The 24,308-nt window shown below is 73.8% G+C and carries 1 protein-coding gene; it reads left to right on the forward strand.

The genetic code is table 11. The annotated features are described in order from the left end of the window. Positions 1-27 precede the first annotated feature (27 nt). Entirely contained in the window at positions 28-24,306 is a 24,279-nt protein-coding gene (locus tag AB0D85_RS24320; RefSeq protein ID WP_362323711.1) for a non-ribosomal peptide synthase/polyketide synthase, read from the forward strand. The last annotated feature ends 2 nt before the right edge of the window (positions 24,307-24,308 follow it).

Below are 24,308 nucleotides of genomic sequence, written 5' to 3' on the forward strand. Positions count from 1 at the left end.
TTCGGCCCCACCTTCGGAGATACCCCCATGCCCCGTCGCGACGGTGACGCCCTTCCCCTGACAGCGGCCCAGCGCGAGATCTGGCTCGCCGAGCAGCGCGCCCGGACGCCGATTCCGGGCTACCGCGTCGGCGAGTGCCTGGAGATCCACGGGCCGGTGGACCGGGAGCTGTTCGAGACCGCGCTGCGCCGGGTGGTGGACGAGGTCGACGCCCTGCACGTCACCTTCGTCGACGACGGGGAGGGCCCGCGCCAGGTCCTGCGGGAGAGCTGGGACTGGGCTCCGGCCCACCTCGACCTCAGCGGGGAGCCCGACCCCCGGGCGGCGGCCGTGGCCTGGATGGAGCGGGACCTGCTGCGCCCGCTGGACCTCGCCCGTGACCCGCTGTTCGGCCACGCGCTGATCAAGGCGTCGCCGACGGAGTACCTCTGGTACCTGAACTACCACCACGTGGTGCTGGACGCGATCAGCAGTTCCATGCTCCGGCAGCGGGTCGGCGAGGTGTACTCGGCACTCGCCGACGGCGGCGCCGTGCCGCCCTGCCCGTTCGGTTCGCTGCGCGACCTGGTCGACAGCGACGCCGCCTACCGCGCCTCCACCGACTTCGCCGCCGACCGTGCCTACTGGACCGGGCGCTTCGCCGACCTGCCCGCCCCGACCCGGCTCGCCGACACCTCCGCGACCGACCCGCACCGCGCCCTGCGGGTGGCCGAGGAGCGGGAACTGCGCCGCCCGCACGCCCTGCGGGCGGCGGCGGGACGCTGCGGCGTCCGGTGGTCCCGGCTGCTGGTCGCGGCCACGGCGCTCTACGCCCACCGGCTGACCGGCGACCAGGACATCGTGCTCGCCCTGCCGGTCACAGCGCGTCGGGGCGCCGACCGCGACCTGACGGCGGTACCGGGCACGATGTCCAACGTGGTGCCGCTACGGCTCACGGTGCGGCCGGACATGCCGTGGCGCGAACTCGTCGCCCAGGCGGCACGGGAGGTCGAGACGGCCGTCGCGCACGAGCGCTACCGCAGCGAGGACCTGCTGCGGGACCTCGGTGCCCCAGGCAGCATCGGCACGGCGTTCCCGCTGATCGTCAACATCATGGCCTTCAACTCCCGGCCGAGCTTCGCCGGGCACCCGGCCTCCGTGCACCACTTCGTGTCCGGGTCGACCACCGACCTCGCCGTCTGGGTCTTCGACTACCGCGACGGCAACCCGCCGCTGCTCCGGCTGCACGGCTCGCCGGACGCGTACGGCCCCGACGACCTCGCCGGCCACCAGCAGCGGCTGCTCGCGCTGCTGGACACCCTCGCGGACTGCGACCAGGACGAGCCGGTGGGCCGGATCGAACTGCTCACCGCCGAGGAGCGCCGCGAGCTGGCGGTGCTCGGCGCCGGACCGGTCGCGCCCGCTCACGCCACGAGCCTGCCGGAGCTGTTCCGGGAGCACGTCCGGGCGACCCCGGACCTGGTCGCGCTGGTGTGCGGCGACGTCTCGCTGACGTACGCGGAACTGGACGCGCGGGCCAACCGGCTGGCGCACGCCCTGATCGCCCGGGGAGCGGGCCCGGAGCGGCGGGTGGCGGTGGCCCTGCCGCGCTCCGCGGAGCTGGTGGTGGCGATCCTCGCGGTGCTGAAGACCGGCGCGGCCTACGTGCCGGTCGACCCCGAGTACCCGGCCGCCCGGATCGCGTACCTGCTCGCCGACGCCCGGCCCGCCCTGCTGGTCACGGACTCCCGCAGCGAGGAGCGGCTGCCCGGGGCCGGGGTCGGGACCGGGGCCGGGATCGAGGTCGGTGCCGGTGCCGGTGCCGGTGCCGAGGTCGGAGACGGGGTCGAGGCCGGGCCCGTCGACCGGCTGGTGCTCGACGACCCGGAGACGGCCGCCCTGGTGAGCGACTGCCCGGCGACCGACCCGATGGTGGCCGTCGACCCGGGCCTCCCGGCGTACGTCATCTACACCTCCGGCTCCACCGGCAGGCCCAAGGGAGTGCTGCCGACCCACGGCGGCCTGCTCGACCTGTTCACCGACCTCCGGCAGGTGCACTTCGCGCCGGTGCTGAAGGAGCGGCAGCGGCTGCGGGTGGCGCTGACCACCTCGGTGTCCTTCGACGCCTCCTGGAACCAGCTGGCCGCCCTGTTCGGGGGCCACGAGCTGCACGTCCTGGACCACGCGACCTGGACCGACCCCGACGCCTTCGTCGCATACGCGGCACGCTGTGGCCTCGACTACCTCGAAGCCACCCCGTCCTACCTCCAAGTGCTCGTCTCCCACGGCCTGTTGAGCGACCCGCAGCGGCGCCCGGCACTGGTCGGGGCGGGCGGCGAGGCCGTACCCGAGCGGCTCTGGGAGCAACTGCGGGCTGCGGAAGGCGTGTTCTGCCTCAACCTCTACGGGCCGTCCGAATGCACCGTCAACTCGGTGGTCGCAGCGCTGGAGTCGAGCCCCCGCCCGGTGATCGGCCGACCGGTCACCAACGCCCGGCTGTACGTGCTCGACGGCGCCCTGCGGCCGCTGCCGACCGGTGCGGCGGGTGAGCTGTACATCGCGGGTCCGGGGCTGGCCCGCGGCTACCTCGACCGGCCGGCGCTGACCGCCGGGCGGTTCGTCGCGGACCCGTTCGGACCGAGCGGGTCGCGGATGTACCGCACCGGGGACCTGGTGCGCTGGGACGCGGCCGGGAACCTGGAGTTCCTCGGCCGCACCGACGACCAGGTCAAGATCCGCGGCTTCCGGGTCGAACTCGGCGAGATCGAGGCAGTCCTCGCCGAGCACCCGCAGGTCGCCCGGGCCGCCGTCGCGGTGCGCACCGAGGAGGACGAATCCCGGCTGGTCGCCTACGCGGTGCCCGAGCCCGGCGCCACCGTGACCGGCACCGCCCTGCGCGACCACCTGCGGGACCGGCTGCCCCGGCAACTGGTGCCCGCCGCGTACATGCTGCTGGACGCCCTGCCGCTGACCCCGAACGGCAAGCTCGACCGGCGGGCCCTCCCGGCGCCCGAGCGACAGATCGCCGCGCCGGGCCGCGCACCGCGCACCGCGACCGAGCACCTGCTCGTCGGACTGTTCGCCGAGGTGCTCGGGGTGGCCGACCCCGGGCCGGACGACAGCTTCTTCGACCTCGGCGGGCACTCCCTGCTGGCCACCCGGCTGGTCGCCCGGGTCCGCTCGGTCCTCGGCGTGGAGCTGCGGCTCGGCGACCTGTTCGACGCGCCGACGCCGGCGGAACTGGCGGCGGCCGTGGACGTCGCGGGCCGGGCGCGCCCGGCACTGGGGCGGCGCGAGCGGCCCGACGCGATCCCGTTGTCCTTCGCGCAGCGCCGGCTGTGGTTCCTGCACCGCATGGAGGGCCCGAGCGCCACCTACAACATCCCGCTGACCCTGCGGCTGTCCGGGGACCTGGACCGGCGGGCCCTGGAAGCCGCCCTGGCGGACGTGGTCGAGCGGCACGAGAGCCTGCGCACCGTCTTCCCGACGGTCGACGGCGTGCCGTGCCAGCGGGTACTGGACCCGGAGGAGGCCCGGCCGCGGCTGCGGGTGACCGAGCTAGGCGAACGCGAGCTGCCGGAGCGGCTCGCGCAGGCGGCCCGGTACGGCTTCGACCTCGCCGAGGAGCCGCCGCTGCACGCCGAACTCTTCGAGCTGTCGGCCGATGAGCACATGCTGCTGCTGGTGGTGCACCACATCGCCGGCGACGGCTGGTCGACGGGACCGCTCTCGCGCGACCTCACGGCCGCCTACGCGGCCCGCGCCGAGGGCGCGAAGCCGGAGTGGTCGCCCCTGCCGGTCCAGTACGCCGACTACGCCCTCTGGCAGCGGGAGCTGCTCGGCGACGGCGCGGACCAGGACAGCCTGCTGACCAGCCAACTCGCCTACTGGCGCTCGAAGTTGGCTGACCTTCCGGAGCAGGTGGAGCTGCCGTTCGACCGGCCCCGGCCGGCCGCGATGTCCTACCGGGGCGCCCACCTGCCGGTGCGGATCGACGCCGAGCTGCACCAGGGCCTGCGGACGCTCGCGCGCGGCGGCGGGGCCAGCCTCTTCATGGTGCTCCAGGCCGGACTGGCCGCCCTGCTGGGCAAGCTGGGCGCGGGTACCGACGTACCCCTGGGCACACCGATCGCCGGGCGCACCGACGAGGCCGCGGACGATTTGGTCGGCTTCTTCGTCAACACCCTGGTCCTGCGCACCGACCTCTCCGGCGACCCGTCGTTCACCGAACTGCTGGGCCGGGTACGGGCCGACGCGCTGGCCGCGTACGCCCACCAGGACGTGCCGTTCGAGCACCTGGTGGAGGCGCTGAACCCGACCCGGTCGCTGGCGCACCACCCGCTGTTCCAGACCATGCTCGCGCTGCAGAACGCGCCCCTCGGCACCTTCGACCTGCCCCGGCTGCGGGTGACGACCGACCTGGTCCACACCGGCACCGCCAAGTGCGACCTGACCTTCATCCTGGCCGAACAGCCCGACGCGGACGGGCTGTCGGGCGTGGTGGAGTACAGCACCGACCTGTTCGACGAGGCCACCGTGACCGGGATCGTCGAGCGGTGGCTGCGGCTGCTGCGCGCCGTCGTCGCCGACCCCGGCCGCAGGATCGGCCAGGTGGACGTGCTGTCCGCCGACGAGCTCCGCGCACTGCTTCCGGCGCCTGCCGACCGGAGCAAGGGGATCGACGGGCGCGAGGGGCGGCCGTCGGAACACAGCCTGACCGCGCTGTTCGAGCGACAGGTACGGGCGAACCCAGCTGCAGTGGCCCTCACCGACGGCGAAGTCAGCCTGACTTACGGCGAGTTGAACGCCCGCGCGAACCGGCTCGCGCACGCCCTGATCGACCGGGGGGTGGGCCCGGAGCAGCGCGTGGCGCTGGCCCTGCCGCGCTCGGCGGAGCAGGTCGTGGCGGTGCTCGCCGTACTGAAGGCGGGCGGCGCCTACCTCCCGGTGGACCCGCAGTACCCGGCCGCCCGGATCGCCTACCTGCTCCAGGACGCCCGGCCCGCGCTCCTCGTGACCACGAGCCGGATCGGCGACCTGCCGGGCGCGGACCCGGTGGACCGCTTGCTGCTGGACGCCGTCGACCTGGACGGGCTGCCGGACACGGACCCGGAGGTCCCCCTCGACCCGGACCACGCCGCCTACGTCATCTACACCTCCGGCTCCACCGGGGACCCCAAGGGCGTGGTGGTCCCGCACCGGAACGTGGTGCGGCTGTTCGGCACCACCGACAAGCTGTTCGGCTTCGGTGCCGACGACGTCTGGACGCTCTTCCACTCCTACGCCTTCGACTTCTCGGTGTGGGAGCTGTGGGGTCCGCTGCTGCACGGCGGCCGTCTGGTGGTCGTGGACCACGAGACCAGCCGCTCGCCCGGCCGCTTCCTGGAGCTCCTCGCCCGGGAACGGGTGACCGTCCTCAACCAGACGCCGTCCGCGTTCTACCAGCTGATGCAGGCGGACGCCCAGACCCCGGAGACCGGCCGCCCGCTCGCGCTGCGCACGGTGGTGTTCGGCGGTGAGGCGCTGGAGCACGCCCGGCTCGCGAGCTGGTACGAGCGGCACCCGGACGACGCGCCACGGCTGGTCAACATGTACGGCATCACCGAGACCACGGTGCACGTCACGTACGCGGCGCTCGACCGGACCGCAGCCGCCGCAGGCCAGATCGGCGAAGCCATTCCGGACCTGCGGACATACGTGCTGGACCCCCACCTGCGGCCGGTCGCCCCGGGCGTGCCCGGCGAGCTGTACGTCGCGGGCGCCGGACTGGCGCGCGGCTACCTGAACCGGCCCGGCCTGACCGCCGGGCGCTTCGTGGCCGACCCGTTCGGACCGCCGGGAACGCGGATGTACCGCAGCGGCGACGTGGTGCGCCGCGCGACGGACGGCGGCCTGCGCTACGTCGGCCGGGCCGACCAGCAGGTGAAGGTGCGCGGCTTCCGGATCGAACCCGGCGAGATCGAGACGGCGCTGGCCGTGCACCCCGGTGTCGCCCAGGTCGCAGTACTGGCACGGCAGGACCGGGCCGACGACACCCGACTGGTCGCGTACCTGGTGCCGGCCGCGAGTGCCACACCGGGGGCGGCCGAGGTGCGCGCGGCTGACTTGCGCCCGGCCGACCTGCGCGCGCACCTGCGTGAGCGGTTGCCCGAGTACATGGTGCCGTCGGCGTTCGTCGTGCTGGACGCGCTTCCGCTGACCGCCAACGGCAAGCTGGACCACCGGGCCCTGCCCGCCCCCGACCTCGCCCCGGCGGCCACCGCCCGCGCGCCGCGCACCCCGCAGGAGCAGATCCTCTGCGAGCTGTTCGCCGAGGTCCTGGGCGTGGCGTCGGCCGGCGTCGACGACGGCTTCTTCGACCTGGGCGGACACTCGCTGCTCGCCACCCGCCTGGCCGCCCGGATCCGCGCGACGCTCGGCCTGGAGATGCCGCTGCGCACCCTGTTCGAGGCGCCGACCCCGGCCGGCCTGGCCGCCGCCCTGGTGGCGGCCGGACCGGCGCAGGCCGCCCTGGCCCGGCGCGAGCGCCCCGAGGCGATCCCGCTGTCGTTCGCGCAGCGGCGCCTGTGGTTCCTGCACCAGTTGGAGGGCGGCAGCGCGAACTACCACATCTCCCTGGCCTGGCGACTGTCCGGCGATCTGGACCGGCGGGCCCTGGAGGCCGCCGTGGCGGACGTGGTGGCCCGGCACGAGAGCCTGCGTACGGTCTTCCCGGCGGTCGAAGGCGTGCCGTACCAGCAGGTGCTGGACGTCGAGGCAGCCCGCCCGCGGCTGCTCGTGAGCCGGACCACCGAGGCCGGGCTGCCGGCCGTCATGGCGGAAGCGAAGGACCGTCGGTTCGACCTGGCGGCCGATGTGCCGCTGCGCGCCGGGCTGTTCGAGCTGGCCGCGGACGAGCACGTGTTCCTGGTGGTGCTCCACCACATCGCCGGCGACGGCTGGTCGCTCGGCCCGCTCGCACAGGGCCTGACCACCGCCTACGCGGCGCGCTGCCGTGGCGAGGAGCCGCGGTGGGAGGAACTGCCGGTCCAGTACGCCGACTACACGCTGTGGCAGCACGAGCTGCTCGGCGACGCGGCCGACGGCGACAGCCTGTTCGCCGGCCAGGCGGCCTACTGGACCCGGCAGTTGGCCGATCTGCCCGAGCAGCTCCAGCTGCCCGGCGACCGGCCCCGCCCGGCGGTCGCCTCGCACCGGGGCGGTTCCGTGCGTGCCGGGCTGGACGCCGAACTGCACCGCGGGCTGCGCGAGCTCGCCCGCGCCCACGGCACCAGTCTGTTCATGGTGCTCCAGGCCGGCCTCGCGGTGTTGCTGAGCAAGCTCGGCGCGGGCGACGACATCCCGGTCGGCAGCCCGGTCGCGGGCCGGACCGACCAGGCGCAGGACGAACTGGTCGGCTACTTCGTCAACACCCTGGTGTTCCGCACCGACACCTCGGGCGACCCGACGTTCGCCGAACTGCTGGGCCGGGTCCGGGAGACCGCGCTGGCCGGGTACGCGCACCAGGACCTGCCGTTCGAGTACCTGGTCGAGGCCCTCAACCCGGTCCGGTCACTGGCGCACCACCCGCTGTTCCAGGTCATGCTGGTGCTGCAGAACGCACCCCGGGCCGACTTCGCGCCGCCCGGGCTGCGCGTCGCCGACCTGCCGTCGACGTCGACCACCGCCAAGCTCGACCTGATCTTCACCATGTCCGAGCGGCACGCGCAGGACGGCTCCCCGGAGGGGATCGACGGGTCCGTCGAGTACACCGCTGACCTGTACGACCCGGCCACCGTCGAGACGATGATCGAGCGGTGGGAGCGGCTGCTGCGCGCCGTGGTCGCCGACCCGCAGCGCCGGCTCAGCCGGTTCGGCCTGCTCACCGCCGAGGAGCACGCCGAGCTGACCGCGCTGGGTACCGGCCCGGCGGCCCAGGACTTCACCGAGAGCCTGCCGGAGCTGTTCCGGGCTCAGGTGCGTACGACTCCGGACGCCGTCGCGGTGGTGGGGCCGGAAGAGTCGCTGACGTATGCGGAGTTGGACGCGCGCGCGAACCGGCTGGCGCATGCGCTGATCGCGCGCGGGGCGGGGTCGGAGCGGCTGGTGGCGGTGGCGCTGCCGAGGTCGGCCGGGCTGGTGGTGGCGATCCTCGCGGTGCTGAAGACGGGCGCCGCGTACCTCCCGGTCGATCCGGAGTACCCGGCCGCCCGGATCGCATACATGCTCGACGACGCCCGGCCCGTCCTGGTGGTGACCGACTCCCGCACCCGGGACCGGCTGCCGGAGACCGGTCCCGCAGGGTGGCTGGTGGCCGACGACCCGGAGACGGCCGCGCTGGTGGCGGGCTGCCCGGCGACGGACCCCGCGGTGGCCGTCGATCCGGGACACCCGGCCTACGTCATCTACACCTCCGGCTCCACCGGCAGGCCCAAGGGCGTGGTGGCGACGCACGGCGGTCTGCGCAACCTGTTCGCCAACCAGTGTCCGCTGATGTTCCGGACGGGGGAGCGGGTACGGGTGGGGCTGACCACGTCCGTGTCGTTCGACGCCTCCTGCGACCAGATGTTCGCCCTGTACGCCGGCCACGAGCTGCACGTCCTGGACGAGGCGACCTGGACCGACCCGGAGGCCTACCTGGAGTACGCGGTGCGGGCCGGACTGGACACGGTCGGCGGCACCCCGTCGTACCTGCAAGTCCTCGTCGAGCACGGCCTGTTGGACGACCCGCGGTGGCGGCCGGCGCTGGTCGGGCTGGGCGGTGAGGTCGTGCCGGAGCAGCTGTGGGAGCGGTTGCGGGCGGCCGACGGCGTGTTCTCCCTGAACTACTACGGCCCGGCCGAGTGCACGGTCGACTCGGTCTTCGCGCCGCTGGAGTCGAGCCCGCGCCAGGTGATCGGCCGTCCCCTCGGCGGTGTCCGGCTGCATGTGCTCGACGCCGCCTTGCGGCCGGTGCCCGCGGGTGTGCCGGGTGAGCTGTACATCGCCGGTGCGGGGCTGGCGCGCGGCTATCTGAACCGGCCCGGGCTGACCGCGGGACGGTTCGTCGCGGACCCGTTCGGGCCGGCCGGCACGAGGATGTACCGCACCGGCGACCTGGTGCGGTGGGGACCGGACGGGAACCTGGAGTTCCTCGGCCGCACCGACGACCAGGTCAAGGTCCGGGGATTCCGGATCGAGCTCGGCGAGATCGAGGCGGCACTGGCGGAACACCCGGGGGTCGCGCAGGCCGCCGTGACCGTCCGGCAGGACCGGGCGGCGGACACCCGCCTGGTCGCCTACCTGGTGCCCGCCACCGGGGCGGAGTTTCGGCCGGAGGACCTGCGGGCGCATCTGCGCGAGCGGCTGCCGGACTACATGGTGCCGGCCGCGTTCGTCTCCCTCGACGTCCTGCCGCTGAACGCCAACGGCAAGCTGGACCGGCGCGCCCTGCCCGAGCCCGAGGCCACCGCGACGCGGTCCGGACGGGCACCGCGCACTCCCCAGGAACACGTGCTGGCCGGGTTGTTCGCCGAGGTGCTGGGTCTGCCCCGGGTCGGTGCCGACGACGACTTCTTCGACCTGGGCGGGCACTCCCTGCTCGCCACCCGGCTGGTGGCCCGGGTCCGTGCCACCCTGGGCGTGGAACTCGCGCTGCGCACCCTGTTCCAGACCCCGACCGTGGCCGGGCTGGCCGCCGGTCTGGGCGGCGCGGACCAGGCCCGGCTCGCCCTGGAGCGGGCGGAGCGGCCCGCACGGGTGCCGCTGTCGTCCGCCCAGCGCCGGCTGTGGTTCCTGCGCCAGCTGGAGGGCGCCGCCTCGGTCTACAACATGCCGCTCGCGTGGCGGCTTACGGGACCACTGGACCTGGCGGCCCTGGAGGCGGCGCTGGGCGACGTCGTCGACCGGCACGAAACCCTGCGCACGGTCTTCCCGGCCGTGGACGGCGTGCCCCACCAGCAGGTGCTGGCCACCGCGGAGGCGCGCCCGAGGCTGTCGGTCACCCCGGCCGACGAGACGGAGCTGCCGGACCTGCTGGCGGGGGCCGCAGCGCGCGGATTCGACCTCGCGGCCGAACCGCCGCTGCGCGCCGAGGTGTTCGAGGTCTCGGCGGACGACCATGTGCTGCTCCTGGTGATGCACCACATCGCCGGTGACGGCTGGTCGCTGGGCCCGCTCGCCGCCGACCTGGCCACCGCGTACGCGGCCCGCCGCCAGGGCGAGGACCCGCAGTGGACGCCACCGCCCGTGCAGTACGCCGACTACACCCTGTGGCAGCAGGAGCTGCTCGGCGACCCGGCCGACCAGGACAGCCTGTTCGCCCGCCAACAGGCCTACTGGACAGAGCAGTTGGCGAACCTGCCGGAGCAGATCCGGCTCCCCGCCGACCGGCCCCGCCCCGCGACCCCCTCCTACTCCGGCGGCCACCTCGCGATCGAACTGGACGCCGAACTGCACGCCGGGCTGCTCCGGTTGGGCCGGGAGCACGGCGCCAGCGTGTACATGGTGCTGCAGGCCGCCCTGGCATCGCTGCTGGACAAGCTCGGCGCCGGAACGGACGTCCCGGTCGGCAGCCTGATCGCCGGCCGGACCGACCAGGCCCTGGACGACCTCGTCGGATTCTTCGTCAACACCCTGGTGCTCCGCACGGACACCAGCGGCGACCCGACCTTCGCCGAACTGCTGGGCCGGGTCCGCGAGGGCGCGCTGGCCGCGTACGCGCACCAGGACCTGCCGTTCGAGCACGTCGTCGAGGCCCTCAACCCGGCCCGGTCGCTCGCCCGCCAGCCGCTGTTCCAGGTGCTCCTCGCCCTCCAGAACGTGCCCCGCACCGAGTTCGAGCTGAGCGGTCTGGCCGCCGAGATCGTCCTGCCGCGGACGCCGACGGCGATGTTCGACCTCGGCTTCCACCTGCTGGAGCGCGGCGGCACCGGCGGACCGGCCGAGGGCATCGTCGGACGGGTCGAGTACAGCACCGACCTCTTCGACCCCGCCACGGTGGAGGCACTGGTCGCCCGGTGGCTGCGGCTGCTGGCGTCGGTGGTCGCCGAGCCGGACCGGCCGCTGAGCCGGATCGACGTCCTCACCGCGGGGGAACGGCACGAACTGCTGGTCGCGCGCAACGACACCGCCTGCCCCACTCCCGATGCCGGCCTGCCCGCCCTGTTCGAGGCACAGGTCCGGGCGACCCCCGAGGCCCCGGCGGTGGTGTTCGAGGACACCGTGCTGACCTACCGGGAGCTGAACCGCAGGGCCAACCGCCTGGCGCACGCGCTGATCGCGCGAGGGGTGGGTCCGGAGCAGGTCGTCGCCCTGCGGCTGCCGCGCTCCGCCGAACTGGTGGTCGCCGTCCTCGCGGTGCTCAAGACGGGCGCCGCCTACCTGCCGGTCGACCCGGACTACCCGGCCGCCCGGATCGCGTACATGCTGGAGGACGCGCGCCCGGCCGTGGTGCTCGACGACCTCGCGGCCGTCACACCGTCCGACGAGCAGCCGGAGCACGATCCGGCCGTCACCGTGGACCCGCGGCACCCGGCCTACGTCATCTACACCTCGGGCTCCACCGGCCGCCCCAAGGCCGTGGTGATGCCCGCCGCCGGGCTGCTGAACCTGCTGGCGTGGCACCACGGGGCAGTCGGCGGCGAACCCGGTACGCGCACCGCGCAGTTCACCGCGATCAGCTTCGACGTCTCGGTGCAGGAGACCCTCTCCGCGCTGCTGTACGGCAAGACCCTGGTGGTGCCGACCGAGGAACAGCGCCGCAGCGCCGAGCTGTTCGCCCGCTGGCTGGACCGGCACCGGGTCGAGGAGCTGTTCGCGCCCAACCTGGTGGTGGAGGCGCTGGCCGAGGCCGCCGAGGAGGCCGGCCTTGAACTGCCGAGCCTGCGGCTGGTCGCCCAGGCCGGTGAGGCGATGCGCCTCGGCGGTGCCGTACGCCGCTTCCAGGCCCGCAGGCCGGGCCGGGAGCTGCACAACCACTACGGCCCCGCCGAGACCCATGTGATCACCGCCTACCCGCTCCCGGCCGACCCCGCCGACTGCCCGCTGCCGGTACCGATCGGCCGTCCGATCGCCAACTGCCAGGTGTACGTGCTGGATTCGGCGCTACGGCCGGTCGCCCCCGGCGTGCTGGGTGAGCTGTACCTCGCCGGGGCGGGACTCGCCCGCGGCTACCTGAACCGGCCCGGGCTCACCGCCATCCGGTTCGTCGCCAACCCCTACGGCCCGGCCGGGGCGCTGATGTACCGCACCGGTGACCTGGTCCGCTGGCGCGCCGACGGCGAGCTGGAGTTCGCGGGCCGGGTGGACCACCAGGTGAAGATCCGCGGGTTCCGGGTCGAACCGGGCGAGATCGAGGCCGAGTTGGCCGCGCACCCGGGTGTCGCCCAGGTCGCGGTGCTCGCCCGGGAGGACCGGCTCGTCGCGTACGTCGTCCCCCTGGGCGGGACCGGGGCCGGGATCGGGGCGACCCCGGCGGCGCTGGCGGCGTATCTGCGCGACAGGGTGCCGGACCACATGGTGCCGTCCGCGTTCATGCTGCTCGACGCGCTGCCGCTGACGCCGAACGGGAAGTTGGACCGGGCGGCGCTGCCCGCGCCGGAGCCGGGTGCGACCGTCGGCGGCGGGCGGGCGCCGCGTACGCCGCAGGAGCAGATCCTGTGCGAGCTGTTCGCCGAGGTGTTGGGCGTGGAGCGGGTCGGGGTCGACGACGACTTCTTCGACCTCGGCGGGCACTCCCTGCTAGCCACCCGGCTGGTCTCCCGGGTTCGGGCGACCCTCGGCGTCGAGCTGGAACTGCGCAGCATGTTCCGGGCGCCGACCCCCGCCGGGATCGCGGCCGGGCTGCACGACGCCGGGACCGCCCGGCAGGCCCTGGTACCCCAGCCCCGTCGCGAACCCATGCCGCTGTCGTTCGCCCAGCGCCGGCTCTGGTTCCTCCAGCAGTTCGGGGCGCCGAGCGCCACCTACCACATGCCGCTCGCCCTGCGGCTGACCGGCGACCTCGACCGGGCCGCGCTGAGCGCCGCGCTCGTGGACGTGGTGGCCCGGCACGAGACCCTGCGCACGGTCTTCCCGCACACCGCCGGAGTCCCGTACCAGCGGGTGCTGGACACCACCGAGGCCGCCGTCCCGCTGACCGTACGCGCGGCCGGCGAGGCGGAGCTGCCCGACCTGCTGCGCGAGGCGGCGGTGCGCGGCTTCGAGCTGACCGCGGAAGTACCGCTGCGGGCGGAGCTGTTCGCCCTCGCGCCCGACGAGCACGTGCTGCTGCTGGTCATGCACCACATCGTCGGGGACGGCTGGTCCATGGGCCCGTTGTCCCGCGACCTCGCCGCGGCCTACACCACCCGGCAGGGCGGCGGGGCGCCGAACTGGCCACCGCTGCCGGTGACATACGGCGACTACACCCTGTGGCAGCACGAGATCCTCGGCGACGAGCAGGACACGGCCAGCGTGTTCGCCCGCCAGGTCGCCTACTGGACGGAAACGCTGGCCGGGCTGCCCGAGCAGCTCCAACTGCCCGCCGACCGGCCGCGCCCGGCCACCATGTCGTACGGCGGCGACCTGCTGGAACTCCGGATCGACACCGAACTGCACACGGCGCTGGCGGAGTTGGCCCGAAGGTCGGGCACGACCCTGTTCATGGTGCTGCAGGCCGCGCTCGCCGCGCTGTACACGCGGTTGGGCGCGGGGGAGGACATCGCGATCGGGAGTCCGATCGCGGGGCGCACCGACGAAGCGCTGGACGATCTCGTCGGCTTCTTCATCAACACGCTGGTACTGCGCACCGACACGAGCGGCGACCCGAGTTTCACCGAGCTGCTGGAACGGGTGCGGGAGACCGCGCTGTCGGCGTACGCGCACCAGGACGTGCCGTTCGAGCACCTGGTCGAGACGCTGAACCCGTCCCGCTCGCTGTCCCACCACCCGCTGTACCAGACCGGGTTGGTCGTGCAGAACGCGCCGGGCGGTGACTTCGAGCTGCCGGGTCTGCAGGTCTCCGGGGTGACCGTGCTCACCGGGACCGCACGACTCGACCTGACCTTCGGGTTCGCGGAGGAGCACGGGCCCGACGGCGCGCCGTCCGGGCTCAGCGGTGCGGTCGAGTACAGCACCGACCTGTTCGACCGGGCGACGGTCGAGACTCTGGTCGCCCGGTGGACCAGGCTGCTGACCGCGGTCGCCGCCGCACCCGACCAGCCGATCGGTGGAATCGACCTGCTCTCCGCCGAGGAACGCCGCGAGCTGCTGCCCGCCGTCAAGGGCGGGGCGGCCGGGGTGAGCCTGCCGGAACTGTTCGCGGCGCAGGTGGCGGCGACACCGGACGCGGTCGCGCTCGTTTCCGGAGATGTTGAGTTGACATACCGTCAACTCAACGCCCGGGCTAACCGGTTCGCGCATGCGCTGATCGCGCGGGGCGTCGGTCCGGAGCGGACCGTGGCGGTGGCGCTGCCTCGCTCGGTGGAATCCGTGGTGGCCGTCCTGGGTGTGCTGAAGGCCGGAGCCGCGTACCTGCCCGTGGATCCGGCGTACCCGCAGGCCCGGATCGCGTACATGCTGGACGACGCCCGGCCGCTCGTGGTGGTCGACGATCCCGCGACGGTGACCGAAGGCGACTGGCCGGACAGCGATCCGGAGATCGCGCTCGACGTCCGGAATCCGGCCTACGTCATCTACACCTCGGGCTCGACCGGTCGTCCCAAGGGCGTCATGGTGAGCCACACGGGCGTGTCGGGCCTGGTGGCGGCGCAGATCGACCGGCTCGGCGTGGCGCCGGGCAGCCGGGTTCTGCAGTTCGCCTCGCCCAGCTTCGACGCGTCCTTCTGGGACCTGTGCGGGGCCCTGCTGACCGGTGCGGCCCTCGTCCTGGCCCCGGCCGAGGCCCCGCTGGAGGCGCTGACGGACCGTCGGCTCGACGTCACCCATGTGACGCTTCCGCCTTCGGCCCTGGCCGCGCTGGAGAGCGCCGACCTCACGGCCGGCACCCTGGTGGTGGCGGGCGAGGCCTGCACGCCGGAGCTGGTGGCCCGGTGGGCGCCGGGACGGCGGATGTTCAACGCGTACGGTCCGACGGAGACGACGGTCTGCGCGACGATGAGCGCCCCGCTGTCCCCGGGGGCCGGTGTACCGCCGATCGGCCGATCGGTCGCGGGCTTCCGGGCGTACGTCCTGGACGAGCGGCTGCGGCCGGTGCCACCCGGTGTGATGGGCGAGTTGTACGTCGCGGGGCCGGGACTCGCCCGCGGGTACCTCAACCGGCCGGGGCTGACGGCCGGACGCTTCGTCGCCTGCCCCTTCGGCGCCGATGGCGAGCGGATGTACCGCACCGGGGACGTGGTGCGTCGACGCAACGACGGCGAGCTGGAGTACGTCGGGCGTGCCGACGACCAGGTGAAGGTGCGAGGATTCCGCATCGAGCCCGGCGAGGTCGAGGCGGCAATGGCCGAGCACCCCGCCGTCGCCCAGGCCGCCGTGCTCGCCCGGACCGACCGGCTCATCGGCTACGTCGCGGCCCGTCCCGACACGGCCGTCCGCCCTGCCGAACTGGCGGCGTACCTGCGTGACCGGCTGCCCGACTATCTGGTGCCGTCGGCGTTCGTGGTGCTGGACGTGCTGCCGTTGACGCCGAACGGGAAGCTGGACCGGGCGGCGCTGCCCGCGCCGGAGCCGGATGCGACCGTCGGCGCTGGTCGGGCGCCGCGCACGCCGCAGGAGCAGATCCTGTGCGAGCTGTTCGCCGAGGTGCTGGGCGTGCCACGGGTCGGGGTCGACGAGGACTTCTTCGACCTCGGCGGGCACTCCCTGCTAGCCACCCGGCTGGCTGCGCGGGTGCGCTCGGTGCTCGGAGTGGAGCTGGGGCTGCGCGCGCTGTTCCAGGCGCCCACCGTGGCGGGCCTGGCCGAGGCGCTGGCCGGGGCCGGTCACGCCCGCCCGGCGCTGACCGCGCACGAGCGGCCGGAGTCGGTGCCGCTGTCCTTCGCCCAGCGCAGGCTCTGGTTCCTGCACCGCATGGACGCCACGGCAGCGACCTACCACATCCCGCTGGCGCTCCAGCTGACCGGAATGCTCGACCGGGCGGCGCTGGACGAGGCGCTGGCCGACGTGGTGGCCCGGCACGAGAGCCTGCGGACGGTCTTCCCGGAGGTCGACGGCGTACCCTGCCAGCGCGTCCTCGACCCGGCCGAAGCCCGGCCCCGCGCGCGGCTGACCGAGGTGCCCGAGGCCGAGCTGCCGGAGGCCGAGCTGTCGGAGGCCGAACTGTTCGAGCGGCTCGCCGAGTTCGCCCGGCAGCCCTTCGACCTGGAGGCCGAAGTACCGCTGCGGGCACAGCTGTTCGCGCTCGCGCCGGACGAGCACGTGCTGCTCCTGGTGATGCACCACATCGCCGGTGACGGCTGGTCCACCGGCCCGCTGGCCCGCGACCTGGCCGAGGCGTACGCAGCCCGGTGCGAGGGCCGCACGCCCAACTGGCATGCCCTGCCGGTGCAGTACGCGGACTACACGCTGTGGCAGCGCGCCCTGCTCGGCGACGCGACAGACCCGGAAAGCCGGTTCGCCGAACAACTCGACTACTGGAAGCACCAGCTGTCCGACCTGCCGGAGCTGCTCCAGCTGCCCGCCGACCGGCCGAGGCCGGCCGTCGCAGGCTGGCGCGGGGACCACGTCGGCCTGGAGCTGAGCCCCGAACTGCACGCGGCGCTGACGGAGTTGGCCCGAAGGTCGGGTGCGAGCCTGTTCATGGTGCTGCAGGCGGCGTTGGCGGCGCTGTACACGCGGCTGGGTGCCGGGACGGACATTCCGATCGGGAGTCCGATCGCGGGGCGTACCGACGAGGCTCTGGACGATCTGGTCGGGTTCTTCGTGAACACGCTGGTGCTGCGCACCGACACGAGCGGTGACCCGAGTTTCGCCGAGCTGCTGGGGCGGGTGCGAGAGACGGCGCTGTCGGCGTACGCGCACCAGGACGTGCCGTTCGAGCACCTGGTGGAGGTGCTGAACCCGTCCCGCTCGCTGTCCCACCACCCGCTGTTCCAGACCATCCTGGCGGTACAGAACGCTCCGATGGGCCGCTTCTCCCTGCCCGGCCTGGACGTCGCCACCTACGCGGTGGCCACCGGGACCGCCAAGTTCGACCTGGGTGTGAGCCTCGTCGAACAGTTCGGTCCGGACGGCAGCCCGGCGGGGATCACCGGAGCGGTGGAGTACGCCACCGACCTGTTCGACCGTTCGACGGTCGCAACGCTCGCCAGGCGCTGGACGCGCCTCCTGGAGGCGGTCACCGCCGACCCGGACCGGTCGATCGGACGGATCGAACTCCTCGACGCCGACGAACGCCACCGGCTGCTGGAGCAGGGCGACGCGACCGCCCGGGAGGCGGACGCCGTCCCGGTCCCACAGGCGTTCGCCGCGCAGGTGGCGGCGACACCGGACGCGGTCGCGCTCATCTGCGGTGGCAACGAATTGACGTACCGTCAACTCAATGCCCGAGCCAACCGGTTCGCGCATGCGCTGATCGCGCGGGGCGTCGGGCCGGAGCAGACCGTGGCCGTCGCCCTGCCGCGCTCGGTGGAGTCCGTGGTGGCCGTCCTGGGTGTGCTGAAGGCCGGGGCCGCGTACCTGCCGGTGGATCCGTCGTACCCGCGGGCCCGGATCGACTACATGCTCGCGGACGCCCGGCCGGCCCTGATGGTCGACGACCCGGCGCTGGTGACCGAGGTCTCCACGTGGCCGGAGACCGACCCCGTGGTCGCGCTCGACGTCCGGCATCCGGCCTACGTGATCTACACCTCGGGATCGACCGGCCGTCCCAAGGGCGTCGTGGTCGGCCATGGTGGCGTCGCGAGCCTGGTCGCCGGACAGATCGAGCGCTTCGCGATCGAACCCGACAGCCGGGTGCTCCAGTTCGCCTCGCCCAGCTTCGACGCCTCGGTGTCGGAGATCTACACCGCACTGCTGCGCGGCGCGGCCCTGGTCCTGCCCCCGACGGCGGACCCGGTCGCCGCGCTCACCGACCGGGACCTCGCGGTCACCCATGTGACCGTGCCCCCGTCCGTCCTCGCCGCCGTACCGGACGGCTCCCTGCGGGTGTCGACACTGGTGGTGGCGGGCGAGGCGTGCCCGCCGGAGCTGGTGGACCGCTGGGCGTCCGGGCGCCGGATGGTCAACGCGTACGGTCCGACCGAGACCACGGTCTGCGCGACCATGAGCGATCCGCTGTCCCCGGGGGCGGGCGTGCCCCCGATCGGCCGTCCGATCGCGGGCGCCCGGGTGTACGTGCTGGACGACCGGCTGCGGCCGGTGCCGACGGGCGTGGCGGGGGAGTTGTACGTCGCGGGCGCGGGACTGGCGCGCGGCTACCTGAACCGGCCGGGGCTGACGGCCGGGCGGTTCGTCGCCTGCCCGTTCGGTGCCGGTGAGCGGATGTACCGCACCGGAGACCTGGTGCGCTGGCGTGTCTGGGGGTCCCCCCGGCCGGAGGCTGGGGGAGAGCTGGAGTACGTCGGCCGTGCCGACGACCAGGTGAAGGTGCGCGGCTTCCGCATCGAACCTGGCGAGGTCGAGGCGGCCCTGGCCGAGCACCCCGCCGTCGCCCGGGCCGCCGTCCTCGCCCAGGACGACCGGCTCGTCGGCTACGTCGTCCCGCACCAGGACGACACCCGGGACAGTGGCCTGGAAGCGGACCACGTGGGCGAGTGGCAGGACATCTACGACGCCCTGCCCATCACCCCCGAGGAAGCCGGCTTCGGCCAGAACTTCGTCGGCTGGAACAGCAGTTACGACGCGAGCCCGATCCCGGTCGAGCAGATGCGGGAGTGGCGGGACGCCACCGTGGCCCGCATCCTGGCCCTGCACCCCCGGCGCGTGCTGGAGGTCGGCGTCGGCACCGGCCTGCTTCTCTCGGGGATCGCACCGCACTGCGAGACCTACTGGGCGACGGACTTCTCCGCCACGGCCATCGACGCGCTGACCGCGCAGGTCGCCCGGCAGGACGACCTGGCCGAGCGCGTCGTACTGGGGACCCGCCCGGCGCACGACACCGACGGCCTCCCGGCCGGACTGTTCGACACCATCGTGATCAACTCGGTGGTGCAGTACTTCCCGTCCGGCGACTACCTCGCGGACGTGATCGGGAAGCTGATGCGGCTGCTCGTCCCCGGCGGCACGCTCTTCGTCGGCGACGTCCGCAACCTGCGGCTGCTGCGCCCGCTGGCCACCGCGGTCCAGCTGCACAGGACCGGTGCCGACGGCGACCTCGCGGCGGTGCGCCGCGCGGTGGAGCAGGCCGTCAGGGTGGAGAAGGAACTCCTGGTCGACCCGGACTTCTTCACCGCCCTGCGGGAGCGCGGCAGGGACATCGGCGCGGACGTCGGTACGCACATCGGCGCGGTGGCCGTGGAGGTCAAGCACGGCCGCCACCACAACGAACTGACCCGCTACCGCTACGACGTGACGCTGCACAAGTCGCCGGTCGCGCCGGTGGCGCCGAGCCGGTCCGTCGCGTTGGAGTGGGGGCGGCAGGTCGTCGGCCTGGACGAACTGCGCGAGCTGCTCGTCCGGCCGGACGCGGACGTGCTACGGATCACCGGGGTGCCGAACCGTCGCGTGGTGCGGGAGTCCGCCCTGGCCCGGGCGGTGCAGAACGGCGACGGCTCGCTCGCCGAGCTGCTGGAGCGGCTGCACGGCCCGGAGGAGAACGAACTCCCCGACCCGGAGGACTTCCGCTCCCTCGGGCGGGAGTTCGACCGCTGGGTGGGCGTCACCTGGTCGGCCACCGTGCCCGACGCCGTGGACATCGTCTTCGCCGACCCGCGCGCACAGCACGGCGGTGCGGTCGAGCCGTACCGGTCGGCCGGGACCGCCGGCAGGCCGCTGTCATCGCTGACCAACCGCCCGACCGGCAGCCGGGGCACCGGCGCCCTCATCGGCGAACTCCGTGACTGGCTGCGCGGGCGGTTGCCCGACTACCTGATCCCGTCGGCGTTCATGGCGCTGGAGACGTTGCCGCTGACGGCCAGCGGCAAGCTGGACCGCCGCGCGCTGCCCGCGCCCGACCTCGGTCAGGCCGGAGCGGGGCGGGCGCCGCGCACCCCGCAGGAACAGCTCCTCGCCGAACTGTTCGCCGAGGTGCTCGGCCTGGCCCAGGTCGGCGTCGAGGACAGCTTCTTCGACCTGGGCGGACACTCACTGCTGGCGACCCGCCTGGCCTCCCGCGTCCGGGCGACCCTCGGCGCGGAGCTCGAAGTCCGCACGCTGTTCGTGACGCCGACCGTGGCCGGCCTTGCGGCCCGCCTCGACGGCTCCGGCACGGCGCGGCCCACGCTGACCGCGCGGCCACGGCCCGAACGTGTCGAGCTGTCCTTCGCCCAGCGCCGCCTGTGGTTCCTGCACCGGATGGACGGGCCGAGCGCCACCTACAACATGCCGCTCGCGCTGAGCCTGACCGGCGAACTCGACCGCCCGGCCCTGCATGCGGCGCTCGCGGACGTGATCGCCCGGCACGAGAGTCTGCGGACGGTCTTCCGCGAGACGGACGGCGTGCCGTACCAGGTCGTGCTGAGCGCATCGCAGGCGCACCCCGAGCTGCCTGTGGTCGACCTCGACCTGCCGGTGGTCGACCTCGACGAGAGCTGGCTGGCCGAGCGGCTGGCGCGGACGGCACGGCGCGGCTTCGACCTCGCGGCGGAGCCGCCGGTCCGGGCGGAGCTGTACGCGCTCGCGCCCGACCGGCACGTGCTGCTGGTCGTGGTGCACCACATCGCCGCGGACGGCTGGTCGATGGGGCCGCTCTCCGGCGACCTCGCGGCCGCCTACACGGCCCGCTGCCGTGGCGAGGAGCCGCAGTGGTCCCCGCTGCCGGTGCAGTACGCCGACTACACCTGTTGGCAACGCGACCTGCTCGGCGACACCACCGACCCCGACAGCCTGTTCGCCCGGCAACTGGCCTACTGGAAGGACGAGTTGGCGGGAATTCCGCAGCAGGTGCAGCTGCCCGCCGACCGGCCCCGGCCGCCGGTGGCCTCCCAGCGGGGCAGCCGGGTCGTGGTCCGGCTGGACCCCGAACTGCACCGGGCACTGCGGGACCTGGCCGCCGCGCGCGGCGCCAGCATGTTCATGGTGCTCCAGGCCGGCCTCGCCGCGCTGCTCACCCGGCTCGGCGCCGGCACCGACATCCCGATCGGCAGCCCGATCGCCGGCCGTACCGACCAGGCGCTGGACGACCTCGTCGGCTTCTTCGTCAACACCCTGGTGCTGCGCACCGACACGAGCGGCGATCCCGGCTTCGCCGAACTGCTCGGCCGGGTACGGCAGAAGGCACTCGCCGCCTACGACCACCAGGACGTGCCGTTCGAGTACCTGGTCGAGGTGGTCAACCCGGCCCGTTCGCTGTCGCACCACCCGCTGTTCCAGATCATGCTGGCCCTGCAGAACGCCCCGGTGGGCGAGTTCACGCTGCCGGGCCTCACGACCGGCCACCTGGAGGCGTCGACCGGGACCTCGCGGGTCGACCTGACCTTCAGCCTGGCCGAGCAGTTCGGCCCGGACGGTGGCCCCGACGGGCTGGTCGGCGCGGTGGAGTACGCCACCGACCTGTTCGAACCGGCCACCGTGGAGCTGCTGTTCGAGCGCTGGGCACGGCTGCTGCGCGCCGCGGTCGCCGACCCCGGCCTGCCCATCAGCCGGATCGACATCATGTCCGGCGAGGAACGCCACCGGCTGCTGTCCCAGGCCACCGGCGCCGCCGTCGAACTGCCCGAGGCCGCACTGCCGGAGCTGTTCGCCCGCCAGGTGCGCGCCACCCCGGACGCGGTGGCCGTCGTAGCGGGCGCCACCGAGCTGACCTACCGGGAACTCGACCAGCGGTCCAACCGCCTCGCACGGGCACTGATCCGTCAGGGCGTACGGCCGGAGACACCGGTCGCGGTGCTCCTCGACCGCTCGGCGGACCTCGTCGTGGCGCTCCTGGCGATCATCAAGGCGGGCGGCGCCTACGCGCCCCTCGACTCGCGCTTCCCGCAGTCCCGGATCGACCTGATCCTGAAGGAGTCCGGGGCCGCGCTGGTGCTCACCGAGGACGCGCTGACCGCGTTGATCGAGGACGAACCAGACGCGTCCGACGTCGAAGTACGCTGCGACCAGCGGCAGTTGGCGTACGTGATGTACACCTCCGGCTCGACCGGCCGGCCGAAGGGCGTGGCCGTCACCCACCGCGACGTGGTCGGCCTCGCGCTCACCCCCGAATACCAAGGCGGCCTCGAATATCAAGGCGGCCCCGAATACCGAGGCGGCGGCCACGAGCGGGTGCTGATGCACTCCCCGACCGCCTTCGACCTCTCGACCTACGAGCTGTGGGTGCCGCTGCTCAACGGCGGCCGGATCGTGGTCGCGCCGCCCGAGCGGCTCGACCTCGACCTGCTGCAGCACACGATCAGCACGCACGGGGTGACCGGACTGTGGCTGACGGCCGGCCTGTTCCGTCTGGTCGCCGAGGAGCGGCCGGGTCTGCTCGCCGGGGTGCGCGAGGTGTGGACCGGCGGTGACGTGGTCTCCCCGGCCGCCGTCGCCCGCGTGCTGGACGTCTGCCCCGGCATCGAGGTGGTCAACGGCTACGGACCCACCGAGGCCACGACCCTGGCCACCTGCCACCCCGTGCACAGCCTCCCCGAGAACGCCGCGACCGTGCCGATCGGCGGGCCGATGGCGAACATGCGCGCCTACGTGCTCGACGAGCACCTGCGGCCGGTCCCCACGGGCCTGGTCGGCGAGCTGTACCTCGCGGGGACGGGTGTGGCCCGCGGCTACCTCGGCCGGCCCGGCCTGACGGCGGAGCGCTTCACCGCCGACCCGTACGGGCCGCCCGGGAGCCGGATGTACCGCACCGGCGACCTGGCGTGGTGGCCCGCCGAGGGCACCCTGGAGTTCGCCGGACGGACCGACCACCAGGTCAAGCTCCGCGGCCTGCGCATCGAGCCCGGCGAGATCGAGGCGATCCTCGCGAGCTGCCCGGGTGTCGCCCAGGCGGCCGTCGTCGCCCGCGAGGACCGGCCCGGCGACAAGCGGCTCGTGGCCTACCTGGTGCCCGCCCCCGAGGGCGTGCCCGAGGCCGCCGAGCTCTCCGGGCGACTCCGCCGTGACCTGCCCGACTACATGGTGCCGTCGGCGTTCGTCACCCTGGAGGCGCTGCCGCTGACCGCCAACGGCAAGCTGGACCGGGCCGCCCTGCCCGCCCCCGAGTACGGGGCGACGGGCACCGGACGCGGCCCCCGGACGCCCCGGGAGCAACTCCTGTGCGACCTCTTCGCCGAGGTCCTCGGCCGCGAACAGGTGCGCATCGACGACAACTTCTTCGATCTGGGCGGGCACTCGCTGCTCGCCGCCCGCCTGGCCTCCCGGGTCCGCGAGACCCTCGGCCTGGAGCTGGGCCTGCGCATGCTGTTCGAGGCGCCGACCGTGGCCGGTCTCACCGAGCGCCTGGTGATGGACAACCCCGCCGACGCGCTGGACGTGGTGCTGCCGCTGCGTTCGACCGGGACCGGCACCCCGCTGTTCTGCATCCACCCCGGCGGCGGCATCAGCTGGTCGTACAGCGGGCTCCTGAACCACATCGGTCCCCAGCACCCGGTCTACGCGATCCAGGCACGCGGCCTCGGCCGCCCCGAACCCCTGCCGACGTCCGTCGAGGAGATGGCGGCCGACTACGCCGACCAGATCCGCAAGATCCAGCACGAGGGCCCGTACCTGTTGCTCGGCTGGTCCGCCGGCGGGCTGATCGCCCACGCGCTCGCCTGCGAGCTGCAGGCACGCGGCGAGCGGACCGCGCTCCTTGCCATCCTCGACGCCTACCCGGTGAAGGACGTGCAGTTCGACGAGATGCCCGTGCCCACCGAGCGGGACGTGCTCGTCGGCGTGCTCGACGTCGACCCGGCCGAACTGGGCGACCGCGAACTGACCTACGCCGAGGTCGCCGAGGTCCTGAACCGGCGGGGCAGCGCGCTGCAGGGCCTGACGGAGCAGCAGATCGAGGTCATCGTCCACATCATGATCAACAACGCGAAGCTGGCGGTCGACTTCGTCCCCGCCGGGTTCGACGGCGACCTGCTGCTGTTCAACTCCACGATCGATCGCGACGGGGACGACGCCGGGCCCGCGACCTGGCGCCCGTACATCGCGGGCCGGATCGAATCGCACGAGATCACCACCCGGCACAACCGGATGACCGAAGCCGGCTCGCTGGCCCAGATCGGCCCGATCCTGGCCGCCCGCCTCGCCGAGGCCACCGGGGACACCACCGCCCACCTCACCGCGGGCACCGATGACACCACCCCTTCCCCCCAGGGTGACCCCACCCTTTCCCTCCAGGAGGACTGACC

It is taken from the genome of Streptomyces sp. NPDC048277 (genome assembly GCF_040652235.1).
In the GTDB taxonomy this organism is placed as follows: domain Bacteria; phylum Actinomycetota; class Actinomycetes; order Streptomycetales; family Streptomycetaceae; genus Streptomyces.

Coding starts and splice junctions, on each gene's coding strand:
- AB0D85_RS24320 (WP_362323711.1), top strand. CDS start 28: ATGCCCCGTCGCGACGGTGACGCCCTTCCCCTGACAGCGGCCCAGCGC.